Genomic DNA, 21,552 nt, shown 5'->3' on the forward strand with positions numbered 1-21,552 from the left:
AGCGTTCATGGAGGCCTTTCCGCAGCGCCTCCGGGCGGTGTTGGAAGAGCGCCGCGCGGCCGGCTTGTACCGCCAGTGCCAGACCCTGGAAAGCGGCCAGGGGCCTGTGGTCCGGGTGGACGGGCGGGAATACCTGAATTTCTGCAGCAACGATTATCTCGGCCTCGCCTCCCACCCCAAAGTCATAGCCAGCCTGCGGGCGGCGGCTGCCGTCTGGGGCGTCGGCAGTGGTGCCTCGCATCTGGTGTGCGGCCACAGCGCGCCGCATCGGGCGCTGGAAGAGGCGCTGGCGGAGTTTACCGGGCGGCCGCGTGCGCTGCTGTTCTCCAGCGGCTACGCGGCCAACACCGGCATCCTGCAGGCGCTGCTGCAAGCCGGTGATACCGTACTGCAGGACCGCCTCAACCACGCCTCCCTGCTGGATGGCGGCCTGCACAGCGGCGCCCGCCTGCGCCGCTTCGCCCACAATGACTGCGACGACCTCGCCCGCAAGCTGCAGCAGTCTCCCGGCCCGGCCCTGGTGGCGGTGGACGGCGTGTTCAGCATGGACGGCGACAGCGCACCGCTGGCGTCTATCGCCCGCATCTGCCAACAGCGCCAGGCCTGGTTGATGGTCGACGATGCCCACGGCCTGGGGGTGACCGGCGCGACCGGTGCCGGCAGCGTCGAGGCCGCGGGCCTGGGTAGCGGCGACGTGCCGGTGCTGATGGCCACCCTGGGCAAGGCGCTGGGTACCTCGGGCGCCTTTGTCGCCGGCGATGAACTGCTGATAGAGGCCCTGATCCAGAGTACCCGCAACTATATCTATACGACTGCGATGCCGCCGGCGCTGGCCGCTGCCAGCCTGACCGCCCTGGGTCTGCTGCGGGAAGAAGCCTGGCGCCGGGACCAGTTGGCCGCACTGGTCGCTCAGTTCCGCCGCGGTGCCGCGGACCTGAGCCTGCCGCTGATGGGCTCGGACAGTGCGATCCAGCCCCTGGTGGTGGGCGATGCAGAACGCGCCGTGCAGCTGAGCCAGCAACTGCGGGAGCGCGGCATCCTGATCAGCGCCATCCGCCCGCCGACGGTACCCGCGGGGACCTCGCGCCTGCGCGTCACCCTGAGCGCGGCCCACACCGCGGAGCAGGTAGAACGCTTGCTGAACGCGTTGAGTGAAGTCTGGCCCCGTGCCTGAACGCCTGGTTCGCCCGGAATATTTGCCCGCGACGGGCATCTCGCGCTGCGAGCTGGTGCTGCTGCACGGCTGGGCCGGCGGGCGCGACTGCTGGCGGTCGCTGCTGCCGGCGCTGCGGCCCTGGGCCAATGTCACCCTGATCGACTGGCGGCCGCCAGCGGTAGAGGACGGGCTGCAGGCCCTGGCCGCGGAAATTCTCGCCGCCACCCCGGCGCGGGCTGCCTATGTGGGTTGGTCGCTGGGCGGGCAGCTTGCGACCGCGCTGGCGACCATCGCGCCGGACCGTGTTGCCGGGCTGGTCACCATCGCCAGTAATCCGTGTTTCACCGCCCGGCCCGGGTGGCCAGGCCTGCCGCCGGCAACTCTGGGGTCCTTTGCCGACGAGCTGGCGGGGAACCCGTTGAGAACCCTGCGCCGTTTTGCCGGCCTCCAGGCCCGGGGTGCGAGCCGAGAGCGGGCGCTGCTGCGCGAACTCCTGCGCGGCGGCGGAGACTGGTCCGCGGGTGCGCTGGCGACCGGCCTGCAATGGCTTGCGGATGTGGACACGCGCCCGGGACTGCAGCGCCTCGCCTGCCCCCAACTGCACCTGCTGGCGGGCACCGATGCCCTGGTACCGGCACAGGTGGCGACGTCGCTGGCTGCGCTGCTGGCTGAAATTCCGGACGCCGCGGTCCGTATCCTGGATGCGGATTCCCACGCCCTGCCCCTGGCGGCACCGCTGCTGCTGGCCGACGCGCTACAGTCTTTTCTCGCACCGGCGGCGGCAGTGCCGCCCTCCTCCACTGCGACGCCCGTCGCCAAGGGCGACATCGCTGCATCCTTCAGTCGCGCGGCGGAACGCTACGACAGTGTTGCCGCCCTGCAGCGGGACGTCGGCCAGCGGCTGCTGGCACGTATTGCCGAGCTGAAGCAGTCTGCGATTCTCCTCGACCTGGGCTGTGGCACCGGGTATATCCAGGCGCAGCTGCAAGCCCGCTTTCCCCACAGCCGCTATCTGGGTATGGATATCGCCGAGGGTATGCTGGCCTACGCCCGCGCCCGCCATCCCGGCACTGGTAGCTGGCTGGCTGGCGATGCGGAAGCCCTGCCGCTGGCCTGTGAGTCTGTCGGCCTGGTCTACAGCAGCCTCGCGTTTCAGTGGTGCTACCGGCCGGACCTGTTGTTTGCCGAGCTGGCGCGGGTGTTGGAGCCGGGCGGCAGCTGCTTCTTCAGTACCCTCGGGCCAGCGACCTTGCAGGAGCTGCGCCAGTCCTGGGCGGCCGCGGACAGCAGCCAGCACGTGAACGGTTTTCTGCCCGCGGAGGACCTGGGGGCTGCGGCAGCTGCCGTGCGCGGTGTACGCCTGCAGCTGCACAGCGAGCGTATCGTCCTGCGCTATGGGCGGGTCGGCGAGCTGCTGGGAGAACTCAAGACACTGGGCGCCCACAACATGAATCGCGGTCGGTCCGGGGGCCTGACGGGCCGGCGGCGACTCGCGGCCATGATGCAGGCCTATGAGGACTGGCGCGAGCCGGCCGGGTTGCCGGCCACCTACGAAGTGCTCTACGGCCATCTGGAGAAAACATGAGTACAACGTTCTTTGTCACCGGCACCGATACCGAAGTGGGCAAGACCGCGGTCAGCTGTGCGCTGCTGCACGCCGCCCGGGCGCGGGGGCTGACTACCGCCGCAGTCAAGCCGGTAGCCGCGGGCTGCGATGCTGACGGTCATAACGAGGACGCCCTGGCACTGCAGGCCGCGATGACTCTTGAGCTGCCCTACGCCCAGGTGAACCCGGTGGCCCTGCAACCCGCGATAGCGCCGCATATCGCCGCCGCCCAGGCCGGACGCAGCCTCAGTGCGGACCGCCTGGCGGGCCTCTGCCGGGGAGTCATGCACAGCGGAGCGGACCTGGTGCTGGTGGAAGGGGCCGGCGGCTGGCGGGTGCCGCTGGGGCCCCGCGAGACCCTCGCCGATGTGGCCGTTGGCCTCGGCGTTGACGTCATCCTGGTGGTGGCCATGCGCCTGGGTTGTATCAACCACGCCCTGCTGACCGCAGAGGCGATCCGCGCCGACGGCCTGCGCCTGGCCGGTTGGGTTGCCAACCAGCCGGGAGCAGCGATGGCCTGTCACGCTGAAAATCTGGACACATTGCAGCGCCTGCTGCCGGCTCCCCTGCTGGGTGAGTTGCCTTTCATTGCGCCATTCGATGCGCAGACTGCTTCTCAATATATTGATTTACCGAAGCTTTTCAGTATGTAAGTACTTACATATATTTCGCTTGGGGCGATGGATGCAGCCGGCTCAATGGCCCCGGCCTGCGCCGTCTGCCGCAAAAGATATTTGACTTCGGTCGCGAAATAAGCACAATGTAAACACCGAAAACATTAGTTCTTCGCATCGCGAGGTATCAGTATGCTGCAGTACAAAGCCCCACTCCGGGATATCCGGTTTGTCATGAACGAGTTGCTTGAGTCGGAGGCCCTCTACCAGCGCCTGCCCGGCCACGAAGAGGCGACCCAGGAGCTGATGGATGCCATCGTGGAAGAGGGCGCGCGCTTTGCGGAGAACGTGCTGTCTCCGCTCAATCAGTCCGGGGACGATGAAGGCTGTACCTGGAAAGATGGCGTGGTTACGACCCCCGCGGGCTTTCCGGATGCCTATCACCAGTTCGTGGCCAATGGCTGGCCGGCGCTGGCGGCGGATACCGAATACGGCGGTCCGGGTCTGCCCAGCCTGCTGGGCATTATCATCAACGAACTGGCCGGCACCGCGAACTGGTCCTGGTTGATGTACCCCGGCTTGAGCCACGGTGCCATCAAGACCATCGAGGAGCACGGCGATGAGGGGCAAAAGCAGAAGTACCTCACCCGCCTGATCGAAGGCAGCTGGACCGGCACCATGTGCCTGACCGAATCCCACTGTGGCAGCGACCTGGGTCTGCTGCGCACCAAGGCCGAACCGCAGGCGGATGGCAGCTACGCCATCACCGGCACCAAGATCTTCATCAGCGCCGGCGAACACGATATGGCGGAGAACATCGTCCACATTGTTCTGGCCCGCCTTCCCGACGCACCTGCCGGAACCAAGGGTATCTCGCTGTTCATTGTGCCCAAGTTCAAGGTCAAGGATGACGGCACCGTGGGCGAGCGCAACGGTGTGCACTGCGCCTCCATCGAGAAGAAGATGGGCATCAAGGCCTCCGCGACCTGCGTACTCAACTTCGACGGTGCCACAGGTTACCTGATCGGCCCGCCGAATCGCGGCCTTAATGCCATGTTCACCTTCATGAACACCGCGCGTATCGGCACCGCCATCCAGGGTCTCGCACACGGTGAGCTGTCCTACCAGGGCGCGCTGGCCTATGCTCGCGACCGCCTCGCCATGCGCAGCCTTACCGGCCCCAAGAACCCCGACGGCCCCGCCGACCCGATTATCGTCCACGCGGATGTACGCCGCATGCTGTTGACCCAAAAGGCGCTGGTGGAAGGCAGCCGTGCTTTCCTCTACTACCTGTCCCAGCAGGGCGACATTGTCGATGCCGGTACCGAAGAGGAAGCCAAGGTCGCCGATGACCTGCTGGCTTTCCTCACCCCTATCGCCAAGGCTTTCGTAACCGAGACAGGCTACGAGGCTGCCAACCTCGGCCTGCAGGTCTACGGTGGGCACGGCTTTATCAAAGAGTGGGGCATGGAGCAGATTGTGCGCGATGCGCGCATCGCCATGCTGTACGAGGGTACCACCGGTATCCAGGCGCTGGATCTGATCGGCCGCAAAGTACTGGGCTCCGGCGGCAAGCTGCTGACGGGCTTCACTGACCTGGTCGGCGCCTTCTGTGACGAACACACGGGCGAAGCTGACGCCGAATTCACCAGCGTGCTCAAGTGCTACAAGGACGACTGGCTGGAGCTGTCGCTGAAGATCGGCGAAAAAGCGATGCAGAACCCGGACGAAGCCGGCGCCGCTGCGGTCGACTACCTGATGTACAGCGGCTATGTCACTCTGGCGTACTTCTGGGCGCGAATGGCTGTGCTGGCACGGCAGAAGATCGCCGCCGCAGAGGGCGACACCTCGTTCTATGAGGCCAAGCTGCTGACAGCGCGGTTCTATTTCGAACGCCTGCTTCCGCGCACCCTGTCCCACAAGCAGGCGCTGCTTTCCGGCTCCGACAACCTGATGAGCATGCCGGAAGCCCTGTTCGATGTCGCCGGCTGAGCCCGGCCACGGCCAGTGACTTTTACTCCGGGAGCGAGGACAATATCGACCTCGCTTCCGGGAGGATGTTATGTCGGAACCAAACATGCAGCAGGCTGAGGCGGATGACCAGGGCCGCCTCTACCCCGAGGACCAGGCAAAGGTGGATGCCTTTGTGTCCCGTGGCGTCAACGCCGTGGAGCGCAAACCTTTCAAGCCCCTGCGCCTGGTGTTCCTGTTGATAGCCGTGGTCACCGGGTTCAGCCTGCTCAGCCAGCTGATCGCACGCTGGGCGGGTATCTACTGAACCCAAACGCGAAGTGCCCATAGCGGGCCAATGCGACGCATTCAAGTAGCGAGCTGCCCCTTGGTTCGCGGGCGCCGCTCTGGTATATTTGCCAGCCTCAAATTTTCGGTGTGTAGCGCAGCCTGGTAGCGCACTTCGTTCGGGACGAAGGGGTCGGAGGTTCGAATCCTCTCACACCGACCATATTCTCAATCTGATTACGTCCTATACTGTCTCTAACCTTCTGTTTTTAATCGATTTTTCTCTCGACTTCCATCCGATTCCGTCCGCTCCGTCCTACTGAGTACCGACGCCGGTGACGGTATTGTTGTCGGTATCAGTGGGCTCACGAAAATCGATACCGTCAAACGGTAGCAGGAGAGCCACATGAGCAAGCTAACAGCTGCAACAGTCAAGAACGCCAAGCCAGGTCCCAAATCCAGGAAGCTCACCGACGGGGGTGGCCTGTACCTGCTGGTCGACACCAAGGGTAGCAAGTTCTGGCGCTACGACTACCGCTTCGCGGGGAAGCGCAAGACCCTCGCCGTCGGGGTCTTTCCGGACATCTCCCTGAAGGAGGCCCGGGAAGCACACTACGAAGCCAAGAAACAGATCCAGAAAGGTATCGACCCTGGTCAGGTCAGGAAGGTGGAGCGCCAGACGCGCAACCTGGCCGCCAGCGACAGTTTCGAAGCCATCGGCCGTGAGTGGTTCAACCAGATCATGGACGACAAGTCGGAGAGCTACCGAGTGCGTACCGGGCGCATCCTGGAAAAGGACCTGTACCCTTACGTGGGTAACCGCCCCATTGCCGAGATCAGTGCGCCGGAACTCCTGGCGACCCTGCGGCGCATCGAGTCACGCGGTGCCGTTGATATCGCCCACCGGGCCCGGCAGACCGCCGGGCAGGTCTTCCGCTACGCCATCATCACCGGCAGGGCTGAGCGTGACCCCACAGCCGACCTTAAGGGAGCCCTGAAGTCCAAGAAGAAAAAGCACCACGCCGCCATTACCGAGCCGGCAGATGTGGGCCGCCTGCTGGTTGCCATCGACAACTTCCAGGGCACTGCCGTGGTCAAGGCTGCACTGCAGTTGTCGGCGCTACTGTTTCAGCGGCCCGGGGAGATCCGGGCTATGGAATGGGGGGAGATCAACTGGGACGCCAAGCGCTGGGAGCTGCCCGCCGAGAAAATGAAAATGGGTTTGCCCCACATGGTTCCTCTCAGCCGTCAGGCCGTGGATATCCTGCTGGACCTGCAGCGCCTCACTGGGCGTGGACGCTTCGTGTTCCCCAGTGCCCGGGGTGCCAGTCGTCATATCTGTGAGAATGCCGTAAGGGTTGCCCTGCGGGCAATGGGCTACACCAACGAGCAGATGACGGCGCACGGGTTCCGGGCTATGGCCCGGACGCTGCTTGATGAGGTTCTGGGATTTCGTCCCGACTGGATCGAGCACCAACTGGCGCACGCCGTGAAGGACCCCAACGGTCGCGCCTACAACCGCACGTCTCACCTGGAAGGTAGGAAGGAGATGTTGCAAGGGTGGGCCGACTACCTGGACGACCTTTCGAATCAGCAGCGGAGACAAGCACTAACATAAACAAGAAAGCTTGGTATAACGTGCCGAAGGTGACGGGCTTCACCGGCGTGCGTTTCCATGATCCGCGACATACTGTGGCTTCAAACGTGGTTTCTGCCGGCCGCACACTGTTTGAGACAGGCACATTGTTGGGACACAAACAAAACAGCACCACCATGAGATATGCACACCTTGTGCACCACCACATGTCGAAAATGGCAGCAGAGTGTTGGTTGCCGTTTAAAACTGACCCAGGGTTTCCGTCGAATTCTGACCCGGGTTATAGGTGCCCAGTATACCTAGGCGTCTGTGGATAAGTCTGTCTTTTCGGGTTCGCTGTCTCCTTCATCGGGTTGGGTTGTCGTCGGTTTTCTTCGCTTGCCACTGGCCAGACTGTGACGGAACCGCCAGGACTCATTGCCGGTCTCCACGATGTGGCAGTGGTGGGTGAGCCGGTCGAGCAATGCTGTTGTCATCTTGGCATCACCGAACACGCTGCCCCATTCGGCAAAGCCAAGATTGGTAGTGATCATCACGCTGGTGCGCTCGTACAGTTTCGATAGCAAATGGAACAGCAGGGCTCCACCGGCCTGGCTAAACGGCAGGTAGCCCAACTCATCGAGGATCACCAGATCAACATGGGTCAGACGGTATGCCAGCTGACCCTGCTTGCCAGCAGCCTTTTCCTGCTCCAGGGTGTTGACCAGTTCTACCGTAGAGAGGAACCGCACACGGCGCTGATGGCGCTGGATCGCCTCCACGCCGATGGCGGTGGCCAGATGAGTCTTGCCGGTTCCTGGGCCGCCAATCAGCACCGCGTTCTGTGCGCTGCTCATGAACTCGCCACCGTGCAGCCGTCGGATCAGCACCTCATCGACCCGTGCCTGGGTAAAATCGAAGCCCGCCAGGTCGCGATGTACCGGGAACCGCGCCGCCTTCATCTGATAGGCCAGGGATTTTACCTCTCGCTCCGCCGATTCCGCGGCCAGCAGTACCTGCAACACCTGCTCCGCATCCATTGCGTGGCTGCGCGCCTTCGCCATCAGTTCCGGCAAGGTCTGCGCCATGCCATGGAGTTTTAGCGACTTCAGCTGTGAGATCAGGTCATTCGACATGGTTCACCTCCGCCGGCACCGGGCTGCGCAGATGGTCGTAACGTTGCACATTGGCCAGGGGTTCCTCACTGAGCGTCAGCGAGGTTTCCACGGGCGTTTTCGGGGGCAGCGGTGATTGCAGCCGGGCCAGCACGTTCAGCACATGGTCGCCGCTGATGTTGCCCGACTCCAGTGCCAGCTCCACCGCGACCAGTACCGGCTCCAGCCCTTCGGAGACGACCGCAGCGAGGACCTGAGCCATGACCCGGTCGCCGCCCTCCTGGCGCAACAGGTACCGCTGCAGGGTCCTGAGGCGCTCAGGCATCTCGGTGAACGGTGCGCCGTTGCGTAGCGCGCCGGGCTTGCGTTGCAGCACGCCGACATAGTGTTGCCAGTCATAGACCGTCTGGTAGCGTTCAAAGCAGCGCCGATGCCGCGCCACCTCCTCACCGTCGGCCACCAGGACCAGTTCCCAGGGATACACCCGCAGGCTGATGACCTGGTGTGCCAGCTCTGCTGGCACACTGTAGCGACTGCGCTGGTAATGGATCAGGGCCGTGGCGGAGACTCGCACCGGCTGTTCAATATAGCCGTCAAACGGCTGCGGGTTGGGCATCAGATGCGGCTGCTCATCCTCCAGCACCGAGAGAAGGGTCAAGTCGGGGCAGTCCGGGTGACGCATGTCCACCCACGCCGCACGGCACTCACTGGCCAGCCAGTCATTCAGCACTTCCAGTGACGGCCAATGGCGAGCGTTGGCATTGGCCCACAGTTGCCGCCGACGGTCCTGCACGTTCTTCTCCACGACGCCCTTCTCCCAGCCAGCGGCCCGGTTACAGAACTCCGGCTCAAACAGGTAGTGGCCGGTCATCGCCTGGAAACGCGCGTTGACGGTGCGCTCCTTGCCGCGCCCGACTTTGTCCACCGCTGTCTTCATGTTGTCGTAGATGCCGCGCCGGGGTATGCCGCCAAAGGCAGCGAAGGCTCGGGCATGGGCATCAAACAACATCTCATGCGTCTGCAGCGGGTAGGCCACCACCAGGAAGGCGCGACTGTGGGCCAGCTTGATATGGGCCGCCTCCAGTCGACGTCGAATGCCGCCGATCATGGCGTACTCGCAGCTCCAGTCGAACTGGAAGGCCTCACCAGGGGCAAACCTCAGGGGGATGAAGGCTTTGCGGGCCGGCGCGGCACCGCCGGCTTCGCGCCATTGCCTGACAAAGATGGCCACCCGGGCGTAGCCACCGGGATAACCCTGCGCCTGCAGCAACTGGAACAATACCTAAGCGGTGCTCCGGTCACGCTTGGGGCTGTGACTCTCGCTTCGCAGCCAGGTCGCCAGCTGTTCTTTGTAAGGATCCAGGATGCTGGGAGCGGTGCGGCGAGGATACGCGGGTTCGCGCATCTCGCTCTGACGCAGCCAGTGCCTGAGGGTGTTGCGGGATAAACCGGTCTGCCGCGCAATCTCGCGCAGGGGGACCTTGTCGCGGAAATACATCCGCCGGATCTTGGCTAACATGCCCACTGTGATCACTCCTTCGTACCCCGCTCAAAAAATGAGCAGAGTAGTCGATTCAGTGGGTCAGTTTTGGATGGAAATTACCCCCTTAGGTGGGTCAATTTTGGGCGGCATTCAACAGTCAAGCCGCTATTGGCATGGCACTTTCGGGAATAGCGGAGGAATATGGATTGCGGAGGTTGCGGCAGAGATTCGTCACCGGGTCGACTCAGGGGCGACCGCGATCAGGTGCTGAGCAGAGTCCCTCCTGTTTGGTCGGGGAGCGCTCTGTTCCGGCGCACCGGCGACCCAGGGGATGGATGCCGATGTTGCAGCGGAGGGTATGGCCCCTTCCGCTGCCACATCACTGCGCTTGCAGCGTCGGAGTATTTACTCCCCGTCCAGCACCCGTCCGAGGGTCACATCCCCCATGATGGTGGTGCGATTGATCACCCGCCGGACCCCGGGCGGAGTGCCGGTCGCGCAGTGCATGATGCGCCAGTTGTCCCAGAGGACCATGTCGCCCTCCTGCCACTGGTGGAAATAGTGAAACTCGGGCTTGCGAGTGTGGGCCACCAGGCGCTCCAGCAGCTCGATGGACTCGTCGTTGGAGAGCCCGAATTTCTGCGGGGTGATCACCCGGTCCAGGAATTGCTCGACGATCTCCAGGACCTTGCGCCCGCTGACCGGGTGGGTGACTACGGCCGGATACACGGCATCGGCGAAGTCGGGGAAGCCGATATCCGACGGCTTCTTGGGCAGGTGCTCGCCGGGCTGGTAGCCCTCGAGATTCACATAGCGCATGTGCTTGCGCTGCATGCTGAAGCTGTAGGCCACTTCCAGTTTTTCCAGCAGGGTCTGGGTTTCCTCGTCCAGGGTGTCCCAGGCCATGGCGAGGTCGCCGAACCCGGTGAGACCTTCAGCGGAGGGTACTTGCACTGCCGTGAGCAGGGCGCCGTGGTTGGGGCGGGCGGTATAGTGCAGGTCCATGTGCCAGTCCAGGCGGCCAACAATGGCTTCGCCCTTGTAGTGGGCGAGCATGTGCTGGTCTTTCTCGGTGCCGTTTTCCAGTACGAACAGCTCCGGGTATTTATCGGAGGTCTTTACCTTCAGCGGGTGCAGTTCCAGCGGCCCGAAGATGCGGCTGAATTCAATCTGGTTTTCGGGGGTGATGGCCTGGCCGCGAAACAGCAGGAGTCCGTGCTCGTACCAGGCGTCGCGCAATTCCTGTCGGAGCGTATCGCTGAAGGGCTGGGTGATATCGAAGCCGCTCACTTCGGCGCCAATGTTTTGCAGGGGCTTGACGGTCAGCGTCATGGAGGTTCCTCAATACGTAAAAGGGTTGGGAAGCAGTGGCCAGTGGCTATTCGAGTACGCGCGGGTCGCGGCGGATTTCCCGTCTGGCCATCGCTTCCCACAGGAAGGGAAAGCCGTTGCCGTCGGTCATTTTGCCGGTGGCCGCGGCCGTTTGCGCATCCAGCGGCTTGCCGTTGCCGAGTGCTTCCACGCGCCAGGCCAGGCGGCAGCGCCATTCCAGGGTGATGGCACGCAGGTGGGCCTGGCGCACGTCCTTGCCGACCAGGAATACGCCGTGATTGGCAAGCAGGGCCCATTTGTGTTCGCCCAGTGCCTCGACGGCGGCGCGGCCCTCCTTCTCGTCGTTTACGGTGCCGTGGTACTCGTCGAACACGACCGGGTCGCTGTCCACCAGCGCCGAGGTCTGGTCGTAGATGGGCGGTACCCGCTTGCAGGCGGCCCAGACCGAACCCCACTCCGGGTGATTGTGGATCACCACCCGCACATCCTCCCGCAGGCTGTGCATGTCGCGGTGCACGTTGATGGCCGGGGTGACGTTCCAGCGGCCGTCGAGAATCCTGCCCTCTTCGTTGATGGTGAGGATGTCCGAGGCGCAGACTTCGTCCCAGGCCAGCTCCCAGGGGTTGACCAGCATGGTGCCGTCGTCCTGGCGCAGGGTGATGTGGCCGGCAATGTGATCGTTGTAGCCTTCCCGGAACAGCACCCGGCACAGCAGGGCCAGCTCCTGGTGTGGGTTCAGGGTCGGCAGTGTGGGATAGCGGCCGGGATTGGGCACCAGCGGGGCCAGTACTTTCCAGTTGAGGCTGGGATCATTCTGGTAATTCATTATCTGGATCCTTTTGCGGTAGGTGACGGGTTGCAGAATCGGCCGGCGCGGCGGCTTGCAGTGCGTGGGCCAGCAGCATCTGTTGCAGTTCGGCGCGGAAGGTGGCGCTGCCCAGCCATTCCGGCTGTTCGTCCACTGCCCGGGCGCTGGCCTCGGTCAGGGTGGTGGCGATCAGGAAGGCGCGGAAGGTGGCGCTTGCCGTTGGCAATTCGGGCCGGTGGTGCAGCAGAGTTTCCCGCAGCCATTCCTGCAGTGAACTGGTCGGGGCGTAGCGGCGGACGCTGGCCTGGATCAGGGTGTCAAAGCCGATTTCCCGATGATAGCGCCGGTAGATTTCGCCGTGACGCTGCAGCAGGCGCCGGTGCCGTTCGCAGGTGACCACCACCAGCTCCCGCAGGGTGTCCTCCAGCGACTGCCAGCGCAAGGCGCCGAGGTAGCGGGTTTCGCTGGCGAGCTGGTCGGCCTCCTCTGGCGCATCCTCCAAAAGGACATCGAGGAGTACCGCCTCCTTGTTGGGGTAGTATTGATAGAAGGAGCCAATGGTGACGCCCGCCACATCGGCAATCCGCTGCGCGGTGAGGGAGTCGGCGCTGTTGTCCTGGATGATGCGCCGACAGGCCTCCCGAATGGACGCCACAAGCAGTCGCGAGCGAGCCTGTTTGGGCTCGCGGCGGGTTGCCTGCAACCTGTTGTCGGCGTATGTCATGGCCTATACCCTACCGCAGCAGGGCTCCTGCACAACTCGCGTTCAGGAATCGTCTGGCCGTTGATAATGCCCTGTTTTCAAAAGAAAAACCCGAAAAAGCTGATGGTACTCGGATTTTTCCTAGAAGACCCCGCGCAAGCCGAAGGTCACCAGGTTGGCGCTGGTGCCGGAAAGCCCTGCGGTACTGTTGTACTGCACGAAGGCAAACAGGTTGTTGGCAAACTGTGCGGACAGCCCCAGCGTCAGCTCGAAGAAGTTCTCGTCCGGGTCATCGGTGGGCGAGCGGAATTGTATGCTGCTCCCCGGCACGGCGAAGGCGTAGCTGTAGTCAAGCGTTTGCGCTTCATTGTCAAACTCGTGCCGCCATTCGGCCCCGGCATAGGGCAGCAGGACTCCAAAATCGGTGCTGCTGGCGTGGCGGAGCATCACGCCGAAAATGGATTGCACCGACTGGGTGTCCTGGCTGCCGTAGCGCAGGGCAAGGCCGCCGCTGCCGCCAGTTTCCCTCTCCTGGTAGCCATCGATGTCGATATCCAGGTAGTCGAAGCCGGCATACACATCTACCGTAGTTGCGCCACTGCCGAATACGTAGCCGGCGGTGGCCTGGGCGCCCAGCTGGGAGCTGTCGGTGCTGGCATCGAAACTGCGGTCGACCACCAGGCCCGTCGCCGTGCCCGTCGCGCCCGGTGCGGCGGTAATCTGGGCCTTGCGCAGCATGTCAAAATCGTTCTGGCCGTAACTCAGGATGCCGTTGACGTAGCTGTTTTCGGTTCCGTAGACGAAAAATCCGGACAGGCTGTAGCCATCGCTCTCAATCTTGCCCCCCGCTGAGCTGGTTGCGAAGCTGCTGCCGGTGGTGCGGTCCAGGTCGACATCATAGCTGTTGTAACCCAGCGCCAGTCCCGCGGCGAGGCCGTTGTCGAAGGCGTAGTCGGCACCCAGGGTGATGCCCCAAGAATCGAAGTCGTAGCCGCCCTCGTTGTCGGTTTCATCGCGGTCGCCCCAGCCGACGGCGCCGTTGCTGAACCAGGCCCAACCGGTGTCTGCGTCCCGTTCGTCTCCGGCGCCAGTGCCTCCGGCGAGGGCTGCCGGGCTGCCGGCCAGTGCTTCGCTGAGATCCTGCCCCTGAAAATTGACCGCCACGGGAGAAATACTGGAGCGGGCGCCACGGCGAATGGCATCCATACGCGCACCCAGATTCGCGAACTGTCGGTTGCTGCTTTCCGTTGCCAGGCGGGATTGGCTGGATGCCTCTTCGCCGGAAAACTGGCGGATGGCGTTGTAGGTTTCACCCGGGCTGGAGAAGTTGTAGTTGTTGGCGGTGGCGCCCAGTACGGTGCCTGACATCTCCCGGCAGCGATTGAACAGATCGGCTCGCTCCCCAGCCTGCGGGCCACTGGCGCCCAGCTCCAGGCAAGTGGCCCTGATCGCGTCGCCGGCGTTGACGATGAACTGTGGCGCTCCCTGGTCGGCCAGTGCCTGGCCCACATCGGTCGCAGGGCCCTGTTGGGCGTGGCTGGTGGCGGCGCAGAAGGCACTGCCAAACACGAATCCATAGCTGGTTATTCTGTTCATTGTTCGCCCTTCCCCGTGAATGCAACAGTTGCCCGGACGAATGGTTTGGTTGGCAATGCCAGAATGCGGTAAAGCCAGCCATTGACGAGCACTGTTCGTTATTAATTGAGTTGTTCCAAAGAGTCTACTCCTGTTTGCGAGCAGCGCAAGTCGAGGACAGGTATTCCCTGCCCTGCGCAGCGAGCTTTCGCTGCTGGTGAAGCTGGGCTAGTATAAAAGTCTGCCTGTGTTGTCGGGCGCTACAGGCGGGCCCATGGTGCGAGACAGATGCCCGTGAATAAAACGTACGAGGTGACAGTCCAGGGCGATCTGCCCGGTGACGCCACCGAGCTTGATCCATTACAGTCGCAGGCACCTGCTCCCGGGATGGTGCTGCGGGATCGATTTGTGCTCCAGCGCATGCTCGGCGCCGGCGGCATGAGCAAGGTTTTCCTGGCGATTGACCGCGAACTTGAGGACTCCAATCCCTTCGTTGCGATCAAGGTGCTCGGCGACAGCTTCAAGGATCATCCCCAGGCGCTCACCTCACTGCGCCGCGAAGTCAATAACTCCCGTCAGCTCAACCATCCCAATATTGTCGGCGTCTATCACTTCGACCGTCATGACGACATTGTCTTCATGGTCATGGAATACATGCGTGGAGAACCGCTGGATGAATTCCTGCGCAAGCATCGGGAGGGTCTGCCCTGGGACCAGGCCTGGCACATCATCCGCGGTTGCGGTGAAGCGCTGGCGTATATGCACGACCACGGGGTGGTGCACTCGGACTTCAAACCGGGGAACGTTTTTCTCACCGAGGACAACGAGGTCAAGGTGCTGGATCTGGGCATCGCACGCACCCTGGACGAAGCGCTGGCGACCCGCAACACCACCCGTTTCGATGGCGATGCGCTGCTGGCACTCACACCACAATACGCCAGTTGTGAGATGTTCGAGGGACAGGCGCCCGATAGACGGGACGACATCTATGCCCTGGGCTGCGTGGCCTACCTGCTGCTCACGGGGCGCCACCCCTTCGACGGCGCACGCGCAATTGATGCCCGCAGCAACGAGCTGGTTGCAGAGCGGCCCCCTGGCCTGCGCCAGGCGCAATGGCAGGCACTGCTGAAGAGCCTCGCCCATCGGCGGCGTGAACGCACAGCCCATGCCCAGGAATTTCTCGCCAGCTTCGGCCCCGTTATCCGCTCCCGCAGCGCGGCCCCGTGGATTGCAGTGACCGCCCTGCTGCTGGTTTCCGGAGTCGCAGTCGGAAGCTGGCAGGTGTATCGTGCTTCTCCGGAACAACGTTTTATCGATGAGATGCTGGTGCAATACCGGGACACTGGCGATTCATCCGTCGGTGCGGAACAGGTGGCGCTGTGGCTTGAACAGGGGGCCCAGAATGTCGCGATGGCCAGCGCGGCGTTTGCCAACGACGAGTTTGATCGCGGTGGCTACTTCCTCCACGGCAGCACCAGTTCGGCGAAATGGGTGTATGACCTGGTATTGCGTCAGGCTCCCGACGAAGCCAGCAAGCGCGCCGCTGCCAGCGGCATGTTGCAGTTGGCGGCCGCTTATGAAGAGCCGGTACAGAGGCTCGCCGAAATGGAGCGCCCGCGCGAGGCGCTGGAGTTTGCCTGTCGCGGTGTTGCCATCAATGCCCACAATCCGGTACTGGGGGGGCTGTTGCCCGCCCTGGCCGAGAGGGTGCCCAACCCGGGCGTCATCGCCGGCTGTAAAGACTTGCCCGAGGGTATTTTGCGCTGATTCGCCAGCCCCCGGCCCGACCATTGCGCTTCAGTACCAGGAGGGAACGAGCTTTATGAAAACCATCCAGAGTTGTTTATTGGCGGGCCTGATTACGGTAGCTGTCAGTGGTAATGCCCAGGCACCCGAAGGCGATCTCGCCAGCCGCGCGGCGGAGCTGAAGGAATTCGACATCGTCCCTTGCCTGCTGCCGCCCCGGGTGCGACGCCTGGGTGGCATCGTCTACCCCGAGCGGCGCCAGCTGACCCATGTCACCGCGAAGGTGTGTGAACTCCGGGGCGGTGAGTATACGGCCTATGACCGGGCAACACCGGAAGCCTCGGTCGCGTTTTTCCTGCCGCTCGCTGAGGAGGGGGACCCCGCCGCACAAACGCGTCTGGGCGAGGTCTACCAGTACCTGTTCGCAGAGCCCCGCTATAACGACGCCATGGTCTGGTACCAGCGAGCGGCTGAACAGGACGATGTTACCGCCCTGCGCCGGCTCGCCCACCTGCACGAAAACGGTCTCGGGGTGGAGCGCGACCCGCTGCTGGCAACCAACCTGTGGCGGCAGGCTACCGGGATGGGGGACGCGCTGGTGCTGGCCTCGGACGCGGAGGCTGCCAGAACGGCGGCGGAGCAGCGCGTGGAGCAGTTGACCGGCCAGTTGCGCACCCGCAATGCCGAGGCCGATGCCCTGCGCCTGGAGCTGGCGGACGCCCAGGCCGGGCTCGCGGAGCGGCGCAATGCCCTGCTCGGTGCCTCCGGGGAGGTGGCTGTGCTGCGCCAGCAACTCGCCCGGGCCCGCGAGCAGCAAGCACCGGATGACAGTGGCCGGGTGGCGGCGCTGGAGCGTGACCTGCGAGAAAAACAGCAGCTGCTTGAGGATCAGCAGTTCCAGCTGGAAAGTCTGGAAGCGACTCTCGATGCCAGGCAGGCAACCCTGGTGGCCAGTGTGCGCCAGGTAGAGCTGGAAAACCGGCGCCTGCAGGGTGAGCTTGAGCGAGTATCCGCCATGTCGGAGCTGGAGCTGGCAGAAGCCCGCAACGCGCTGTCCTCGCGTGACCAGGAGGTGGCGGAGCTGCAGCGCCAGCGCGCCGGGCTGGCTGCGGAAGCGGAAGCCGGGCAGCAGGCGCTCGCCGCCATGGATGCCCAGCTTGCGGCGCTGCGGAATGCGGCCGACAGCAGCGAGCGGGCCCGGGAGGAGGCCCGCCAGCTGACCGCCGAGCGGCAGCGCCAGGCGGAAGCGCTCGCCGCCAGTCGCGAGCAGATAGCGACATTGCAGGGCGCCCTGGCCGGCAAGCAGTCGGAGGCAGAGTCCCTGCGGGACGAGCTGGCGACAGCGCTCGATGAACGGCAGAGGGCGGAGGCGAAACTGGCGCAGACCGAGTCGGCCCTGGTGCAGTTGCGCCAGCAGGAGTCTGCCGCCAGCGTGGAGAGAGCAAAGCTGCAGAACGCCGTGGCGCTGGCCCGCAGTGAGCGCGACCAGCTCGCGGCGGCTGTGGCCGCTGCCGGTAGCGGGGAATCCAGCCGCAGCACGGAGCTGGCGCAGCTGCGCCGGCAACTGGACGAGCGCGACACCCTGCTCGCCCGGCAGGAATCCAGACTGGCCGAGGTGGACGCGGAGGCCAAGCGTTACCAGCGCGAAGTCGCCCAGCTGCGGGAGCAATGGAGCCTGCAGGTCGCGACCCGCAGCGTGCTGGAACCCCTGCCGGATACCTCCCGCATCCGTATCCCGGGAGATATCAAGCTGGGCAAGTTTTATGCCCTGGTCATCGGCAACAACAACTATCAGCATCTGCGCCAGCTCACGTTCGCCCACAATGATGCCAGTGCCGTACACGAGGTGTTGACCCAGCGTTACCGGTTCCAGTCAGAGCTGCTGCTGGACGCCACCCGTGGCGACATCTTCCGCCGGGTGGACGCGCTGAAGGAGACTCTCAAGCCAGAGGATTCCCTGCTGATCTACTACGCCGGGCACGGCTCGGAGGATGGCACTGACAGTTACTGGATGGGTGTCGACGCGACCTCGGCCTCACCCGGCGCCCAGGAAATGTACGGCGTCTCCAGCAGTGCCCTGGCGCGCTGGCTGGCGCTGTTGCCCGCCAACCATGTGCTGGTGATCGCTGACTCCTGTTATTCGGGGCGCGGCATAGTCACTTCCGGAGGCATCAAGCTGCGGCAGGACGAAATCGAACAGAACCTGAAGTTTTACCTGCAGAACCGCGCCCGCACGGTACTGACCTCCGGTGGCGTCGTGCCGGTGCCGGACGGCGGTGCGGGTAACCATTCGGTGTTTACCAAGGCCCTGGTGGGTTTGCTCAACCAGAACACGGGTGTCCTGTTCGACAATGACCTCTATGCCCACATGAAGGAACGCGTGCGGCATGGCACGGAGTCCAACATGGCCGTTCCGGAGCCGATTTTCGGCCGGATCGAGATCAATAACGGTCACGGCTCCGGGCAGTTTGCCTTCCTGCACCCGAACCTCGTGGGGCGGCGTTAGGCCGGGTTCAGGCCTCGCCCTGGTGCGGCAGAAGCTGTACCCGGGCGGTTGAGCTCAACCGGGCATACTGTTGCCGGCCCACACCACCTTTTCATACTCTCCGGAGAAATCCTTGATCAGGGCCGAGCGTACGAGGAACTGACTGGCGGTGATCAGCCAGTGGCCGTCGATCCGCTGGAATTCATCGAAATAGTGGCCGCCGAGTTGTACGCTGGTCTTGTCCCGGGTGTTGATGCTGTGAAAACGCAGCCCCACTCGCGCAGTTGCCGAGTCCGGTCCGGTCAGGTCGACAATCATGTTCTCTGCGTGATGCATGTCCACGATGTGGTCGTGGCAGCCGAGCTCGACAAAAACGGCGACAAAGTCCTCCCGGGTCCCGAACTGGCCGATATGGCCAAAGTTGATTGCAATGGAGCCGGGAGCGAAGCAGTCCCGCACCACCTCCGGCTGTTTGTCGTCGCAGGCGTTGAGGTAGCGGAACTTCAGGGTACGAATGGCTTCCTTGTCCTGCAGTGCGCGGATCTGCGCCGCGAGTTCCTGATCCTTTTCTTGCATGGGTGGTTTCCTTGGCAGAAGTTTCGGGTTTGCAGTTTAACGCCCCGGATCAAACCGGCAGCATGACCTTCGCCGGCGCGCCGGCGACTTCCCGCACCAGTCGCGGGACCAGATAACCCGGCAGTGTCGCGCTGATCTCCCGGTGCAGTGCCCGGGCCCGCTCGGCGCTGACCTCGAAGTGCGCGGCACCCGTTACCCGGTCCAGGAGGTGCAGGTAGTAGGGCAGCGCACCGGCCTCGAACAGGCGCTCGCTGAGCCGGGACAGTGCAGTTGCGCTGTCGTTGATCCCGGACAGCAGCACCGCCTGGTTCAGCAGGGTCATGCCGTGTTGGCGGATCATGGCAAAGGCGCCCGCCACCTCGCTGTCAATCTCATTGCCATGGTTGCAGTGCACCACGATCACGGTTTTGAGCTGCGGGCTGGACAGGGCGTCCAGCAGTTCCGGCGTGACCCGCTGCGGGATGACCACTGGCAGCCTGGTGTGCACGCGCAGTCGCCTGACATGGGGAATCGTGGCCAGCTGCGCTACCAGCTCTGCCAGCTGGGTATCGCCGGCAACGAGCGGGTCACCGCCGCTGAGGATCACTTCACTGATACTGGGGTCGCGCCTGATGTAGTCCAGCGCCGATGACCATTCGCTGCGGCTGTTCTGGTTGTCCGCGTAGGGAAAGTGGCGTCGGAAACAGTAGCGACAGTGAATGGCGCAGCTGCCGGTAACCAGCAGCAGCAGCCGTCCGCGATACTTGTGGATAATGCCGGGGTGCGGATTGGCCGCGCCGATTTCCCCGGTGGGGTCCGGGCCAAAGCCAGGCGCCGGCTGCAGCTCCCTGACCCCGGCCAGCACCTGCAGCAGCAGGGGGTCCCGGGGGTCGCCGGGAACCATGCGGGTGACAAAAGCCCTCGGTACCCGCAGGGGGAACTGCCGGGCGGCATCGTCGCTCCAGCCAAGTTGTTCCGGCTGCAGCTGCAGGGCCTGGCACAGCGCGGCCGGGGAGGTTACCAGGTCGCGCATGGCTGCGCGCCAACCCTGTTCCGGGTCCGCCGGGGCAGAGGCAATGGTGATTTGCGGCTTGTTAAGGCTGCGGATGGCGGTCATGGCTGGCGGTACAGGCCCGGGAGTTGTTGCCGCCGGTCGCGGCGTGCAGTCGGATAGTGCTCGAACATCAGTGGCGGGTTCCAGTCTTGGGGGCCCCGGCTGGCCTGCAGCTGTAATGCCGGTGCGCCGGGCGTGTCAGCCCAGGCGATCGCGAAGACTGTAGAATAGCATGCCCGCCACGAGTCCGGGCCAGCGCAACAGGGTGCCGCCGGGGAACTGGTGGGAGGGTACCCCCGCCATGATATCGAAGCGCTCGGCGCTGCCGCTGATGACCTCTGCCAGCAGCTTGCCGGCGAGGGTGGCGATGGGCACACCGTGGCCGGAATAGCCGTGGGCGTAGAATACCCGCGACGACAGGCGCCCAAAGTCCGGCATCCGGTTCATGGTGATGGCCAGCGTGCCGCCCCAGCCATAGTCGATGCGGGTGTTGGCCAGCTCGGGATAGATGCGCAGCATGTACTTGCGGACGAAACCCTTGATGTCGGCTGGAAAGCGACGGGTGTAGGACTCGCCGCCGCCAAACAGCAGGCGGTTGTCGGCGGACAGCTTCCAGTAGTTGACCACGAACAGGGTGTCGGTCATCGAGGTGTCGTCGCGGATCAGCTGCCGCGCCAGCGCCTCGGGCAGTGGTTCCGTAGCCAGCATGTAGTTGTTGATCGGCATGATTCTGCCGGCGGTGCGCGGTTCCAGCTTTTCCAGGTAGCCGTTGCAGGCTACCACCAGGTAATCGCAGGTCACGGCGCCGTTACCGGTCTTGACGGTGACCTTGTCGCCCTCGCGGTAGCCGGTCACCCGGCTGCCCTCGTGCAGTTGTGCGCCCAGGTCCCGCGCCGCGCGCGCCAGCCCGAGGGCATAGTTGAGCGGGTGCAGGTGGCGCGCGCCAGCGTCGAGCGAGGCGCCGTGGAATCCCTGGCCGGAGGTCATGGTCGCCAGTTCCGCGCGGTCGACATAGCGGATCTGGTCGTAGCCATAAACGCTGTTCAGCTGCTCGACCTCCTCCCTCAGCTCCCGGGCATCGCCGGCTTTTGACGCCACGTGCAGATTGCCCTGCTTCAGCTCACAATCGATCCGGTGGCTGGCAATCAGTTCGCAAACAGTGTCCACGGCCTCCAGGCCGAGTTGCCAGAGCGCCTGCGCATGCTCCAGTCCCACCCACTTTTCCAGTTGCTGCTGGCCCGCACGCTGGCCGGTGCCAACGTGGCCGCCGTTGCGCCCGGACGCGCCCCAGCCGACCCTGTTTGCTTCCAGCAGGACGACGCTGTAGCCGCGCTGGCGCAGGTGGATGGCCGTGGAGAGCCCGGTGTAGCCGCCCCCCACAATGCAGACGTCAGCCTTGCTGGTGCCGGCCAGCGCCGGGAACTCCAGCTGCTGGTTGGCGGTGGCTGCGTACCAGGATTCGACGTGGGCTTGGTTTTCCATGCGGGCATTATACGGACGCGCTTG

17 protein-coding genes, 1 tRNA gene and 1 pseudogene are annotated in these 21,552 nt (G+C 64.0%); 10 read left to right on the top strand and 9 right to left on the bottom strand.

All coding sequences use genetic code 11. The features are described from left to right. The first annotated feature begins 7 nt into the window (after positions 1 to 7). The 8 genes from bioF to RJQ10_RS01515 all read left to right on the top strand — a co-directional run bounded on the left by bioF (position 8) and on the right by RJQ10_RS01515 (position 7,528). Positions 8 to 1,174, top strand: coding sequence for an 8-amino-7-oxononanoate synthase (bioF, locus tag RJQ10_RS01480; protein ID WP_350142909.1), 1,167 nt, complete (start codon positions 8 to 10; stop codon positions 1,172 to 1,174). Then, the gene (bioC, locus tag RJQ10_RS01485) at positions 1,167 to 2,741 is read left to right on the top strand and encodes a malonyl-ACP O-methyltransferase BioC (RefSeq protein WP_350142911.1); all 1,575 of its coding nucleotides are present in this window, start codon (positions 1,167 to 1,169) and stop codon (positions 2,739 to 2,741) included. Before bioF ends, bioC begins: the two co-directional genes overlap by 8 nt. Continuing rightward, complete coding sequence (bioD, locus tag RJQ10_RS01490; protein ID WP_350142913.1) at positions 2,738 to 3,415, top strand: dethiobiotin synthase; 678 nt, start codon at positions 2,738 to 2,740, stop codon at positions 3,413 to 3,415. Before bioC ends, bioD begins: the two co-directional genes overlap by 4 nt. Before the next feature lie 153 nt (positions 3,416 to 3,568). Next, positions 3,569 to 5,368 (top strand): acyl-CoA dehydrogenase C-terminal domain-containing protein, encoded by a 1,800-nt coding sequence (locus RJQ10_RS01495; protein ID WP_350142915.1) that lies wholly within the window; start codon positions 3,569 to 3,571, stop codon positions 5,366 to 5,368. A gap of 70 nt (positions 5,369 to 5,438) precedes the next feature. After that, positions 5,439 to 5,654 carry a DUF3094 family protein gene (locus tag RJQ10_RS01500; RefSeq protein WP_350142917.1) on the top strand — a complete coding sequence of 72 codons (216 nt, stop codon included), beginning with the start codon at positions 5,439 to 5,441 and terminating at the stop codon, positions 5,652 to 5,654. Positions 5,655 to 5,760: 106 nt separating this feature from the next. Continuing rightward, positions 5,761 to 5,837, top strand: a tRNA-Pro gene (locus tag RJQ10_RS01505). Between the two features lie 183 nt (positions 5,838 to 6,020). Beyond that, on the top strand, positions 6,021 to 7,232 hold the full coding sequence (locus tag RJQ10_RS01510) for a tyrosine-type recombinase/integrase (protein ID WP_350142919.1): 1,212 nt from the start codon (positions 6,021 to 6,023) through the stop codon (positions 7,230 to 7,232). A 20-nt stretch (positions 7,233 to 7,252) separates the two neighbouring features. Further along, positions 7,253 to 7,528, top strand: a complete 276-nt coding sequence (locus RJQ10_RS01515; protein WP_502880205.1) for a hypothetical protein — start codon at positions 7,253 to 7,255, stop codon at positions 7,526 to 7,528. Here the strand turns inward: RJQ10_RS01515 and istB are convergent. The 6 genes and pseudogenes from istB to RJQ10_RS01545 form a co-directional block, all read right to left on the bottom strand. After that, positions 7,511 to 8,326 carry an IS21-like element helper ATPase IstB gene (istB, locus tag RJQ10_RS01520; protein WP_350142923.1) on the bottom strand — a complete coding sequence of 272 codons (816 nt, stop codon included), beginning with the start codon at positions 8,324 to 8,326 and terminating at the stop codon, positions 7,511 to 7,513. The two genes, RJQ10_RS01515 and istB, sit on opposite strands and share 18 nt — an antisense overlap. Further along, positions 8,316 to 9,830, bottom strand: a pseudogene (gene istA / locus RJQ10_RS01525) (IS21 family transposase). The gene istB and the pseudogene istA overlap by 11 nt, the downstream one beginning before the upstream one ends. 363 nt (positions 9,831 to 10,193) lie before the next feature. Continuing rightward, positions 10,194 to 11,120, bottom strand: a complete 927-nt coding sequence (locus RJQ10_RS01530) for a TauD/TfdA dioxygenase family protein (RefSeq protein ID WP_350142925.1) — start codon at positions 11,118 to 11,120, stop codon at positions 10,194 to 10,196. Positions 11,121 to 11,166: 46 nt separating this feature from the next. Next, on the bottom strand, positions 11,167 to 11,946 hold the full coding sequence (locus RJQ10_RS01535; RefSeq protein WP_350142927.1) for a class II aldolase/adducin family protein: 780 nt from the start codon (positions 11,944 to 11,946) through the stop codon (positions 11,167 to 11,169). Then, positions 11,930 to 12,652 (bottom strand): TetR/AcrR family transcriptional regulator, encoded by a 723-nt coding sequence (locus tag RJQ10_RS01540; protein ID WP_350142929.1) that lies wholly within the window; start codon positions 12,650 to 12,652, stop codon positions 11,930 to 11,932. The genes RJQ10_RS01535 and RJQ10_RS01540 overlap by 17 nt, the downstream gene beginning before the upstream one ends. A 120-nt stretch (positions 12,653 to 12,772) precedes the next feature. After that, positions 12,773 to 14,227: an autotransporter outer membrane beta-barrel domain-containing protein gene (locus tag RJQ10_RS01545; RefSeq protein WP_350142931.1), complete on the bottom strand. Its 1,455-nt coding sequence runs from the start codon at positions 14,225 to 14,227 to the stop codon at positions 12,773 to 12,775. Between the two features lie 267 nt (positions 14,228 to 14,494). On the opposite strand from RJQ10_RS01545, the gene RJQ10_RS01550 reads away from it, so the two are divergent. After that, complete coding sequence (locus RJQ10_RS01550; RefSeq protein ID WP_350142933.1) at positions 14,495 to 15,973, top strand: serine/threonine-protein kinase; 1,479 nt, start codon at positions 14,495 to 14,497, stop codon at positions 15,971 to 15,973. 55 nt (positions 15,974 to 16,028) lie between these two features. Continuing rightward, the gene (locus RJQ10_RS01555; protein WP_350142935.1) at positions 16,029 to 18,458 is read left to right on the top strand and encodes a caspase family protein; all 2,430 of its coding nucleotides are present in this window, start codon (positions 16,029 to 16,031) and stop codon (positions 18,456 to 18,458) included. Positions 18,459 to 18,512: 54 nt separating this feature from the next. On the opposite strand, the gene RJQ10_RS01560 is transcribed toward RJQ10_RS01555, so the two are convergent. The 3 genes from RJQ10_RS01560 to RJQ10_RS01570 all read right to left on the bottom strand — a co-directional run bounded on the left by RJQ10_RS01560 (position 18,513) and on the right by RJQ10_RS01570 (position 21,528). Continuing rightward, positions 18,513 to 19,013: a nuclear transport factor 2 family protein gene (locus RJQ10_RS01560; protein WP_350142937.1), complete on the bottom strand. Its 501-nt coding sequence runs from the start codon at positions 19,011 to 19,013 to the stop codon at positions 18,513 to 18,515. Positions 19,014 to 19,062: 49 nt separating this feature from the next. Further along, positions 19,063 to 20,109 (bottom strand): EF-P beta-lysylation protein EpmB, encoded by a 1,047-nt coding sequence (gene epmB / locus RJQ10_RS01565; RefSeq protein ID WP_350142939.1) that lies wholly within the window; start codon positions 20,107 to 20,109, stop codon positions 19,063 to 19,065. A gap of 135 nt (positions 20,110 to 20,244) precedes the next feature. Then, positions 20,245 to 21,528, bottom strand: a complete 1,284-nt coding sequence (locus RJQ10_RS01570; RefSeq protein WP_350142941.1) for an NAD(P)/FAD-dependent oxidoreductase — start codon at positions 21,526 to 21,528, stop codon at positions 20,245 to 20,247. Between the last annotated feature and the right edge of the window lie 24 nt (positions 21,529 to 21,552).

Origin of the sequence: Haliea sp., from assembly GCF_040222615.1 — a bacterium.
Lineage (GTDB): Bacteria > Pseudomonadota > Gammaproteobacteria > Pseudomonadales > Halieaceae > Haliea.

What these genes read in the sequence shown, in the direction of transcription:
- bioF (WP_350142909.1), top strand. Translation starts at nt 8, where the DNA reads ATGGAGGCCTTTCCGCAGCGCCTCCGGGCGGTGTTGGAAGAGCGCCGC.
- bioD (WP_350142913.1), top strand. Translation starts at nt 2,738, where the DNA reads ATGAGTACAACGTTCTTTGTCACCGGCACCGATACCGAAGTGGGCAAG.
- RJQ10_RS01495 (WP_350142915.1), top strand. Translation starts at nt 3,569, where the DNA reads ATGCTGCAGTACAAAGCCCCACTCCGGGATATCCGGTTTGTCATGAAC.
- RJQ10_RS01500 (WP_350142917.1), top strand. Translation starts at nt 5,439, where the DNA reads ATGTCGGAACCAAACATGCAGCAGGCTGAGGCGGATGACCAGGGCCGC.
- RJQ10_RS01510 (WP_350142919.1), top strand. Translation starts at nt 6,021, where the DNA reads ATGAGCAAGCTAACAGCTGCAACAGTCAAGAACGCCAAGCCAGGTCCC.
- istB (WP_350142923.1), bottom strand. Translation starts at nt 8,326, where the DNA reads ATGTCGAATGACCTGATCTCACAGCTGAAGTCGCTAAAACTCCATGGC.
- RJQ10_RS01530 (WP_350142925.1), bottom strand. Translation starts at nt 11,120, where the DNA reads ATGACGCTGACCGTCAAGCCCCTGCAAAACATTGGCGCCGAAGTGAGC.
- RJQ10_RS01535 (WP_350142927.1), bottom strand. Translation starts at nt 11,946, where the DNA reads ATGAATTACCAGAATGATCCCAGCCTCAACTGGAAAGTACTGGCCCCG.
- RJQ10_RS01540 (WP_350142929.1), bottom strand. Translation starts at nt 12,652, where the DNA reads ATGACATACGCCGACAACAGGTTGCAGGCAACCCGCCGCGAGCCCAAA.
- RJQ10_RS01545 (WP_350142931.1), bottom strand. Translation starts at nt 14,227, where the DNA reads ATGAACAGAATAACCAGCTATGGATTCGTGTTTGGCAGTGCCTTCTGC.
- RJQ10_RS01550 (WP_350142933.1), top strand. Translation starts at nt 14,495, where the DNA reads ATGCCCGTGAATAAAACGTACGAGGTGACAGTCCAGGGCGATCTGCCC.
- RJQ10_RS01555 (WP_350142935.1), top strand. Translation starts at nt 16,029, where the DNA reads ATGAAAACCATCCAGAGTTGTTTATTGGCGGGCCTGATTACGGTAGCT.
- RJQ10_RS01560 (WP_350142937.1), bottom strand. Translation starts at nt 19,013, where the DNA reads ATGCAAGAAAAGGATCAGGAACTCGCGGCGCAGATCCGCGCACTGCAG.
- epmB (WP_350142939.1), bottom strand. Translation starts at nt 20,109, where the DNA reads ATGACCGCCATCCGCAGCCTTAACAAGCCGCAAATCACCATTGCCTCT.
- RJQ10_RS01570 (WP_350142941.1), bottom strand. Translation starts at nt 21,528, where the DNA reads ATGGAAAACCAAGCCCACGTCGAATCCTGGTACGCAGCCACCGCCAAC.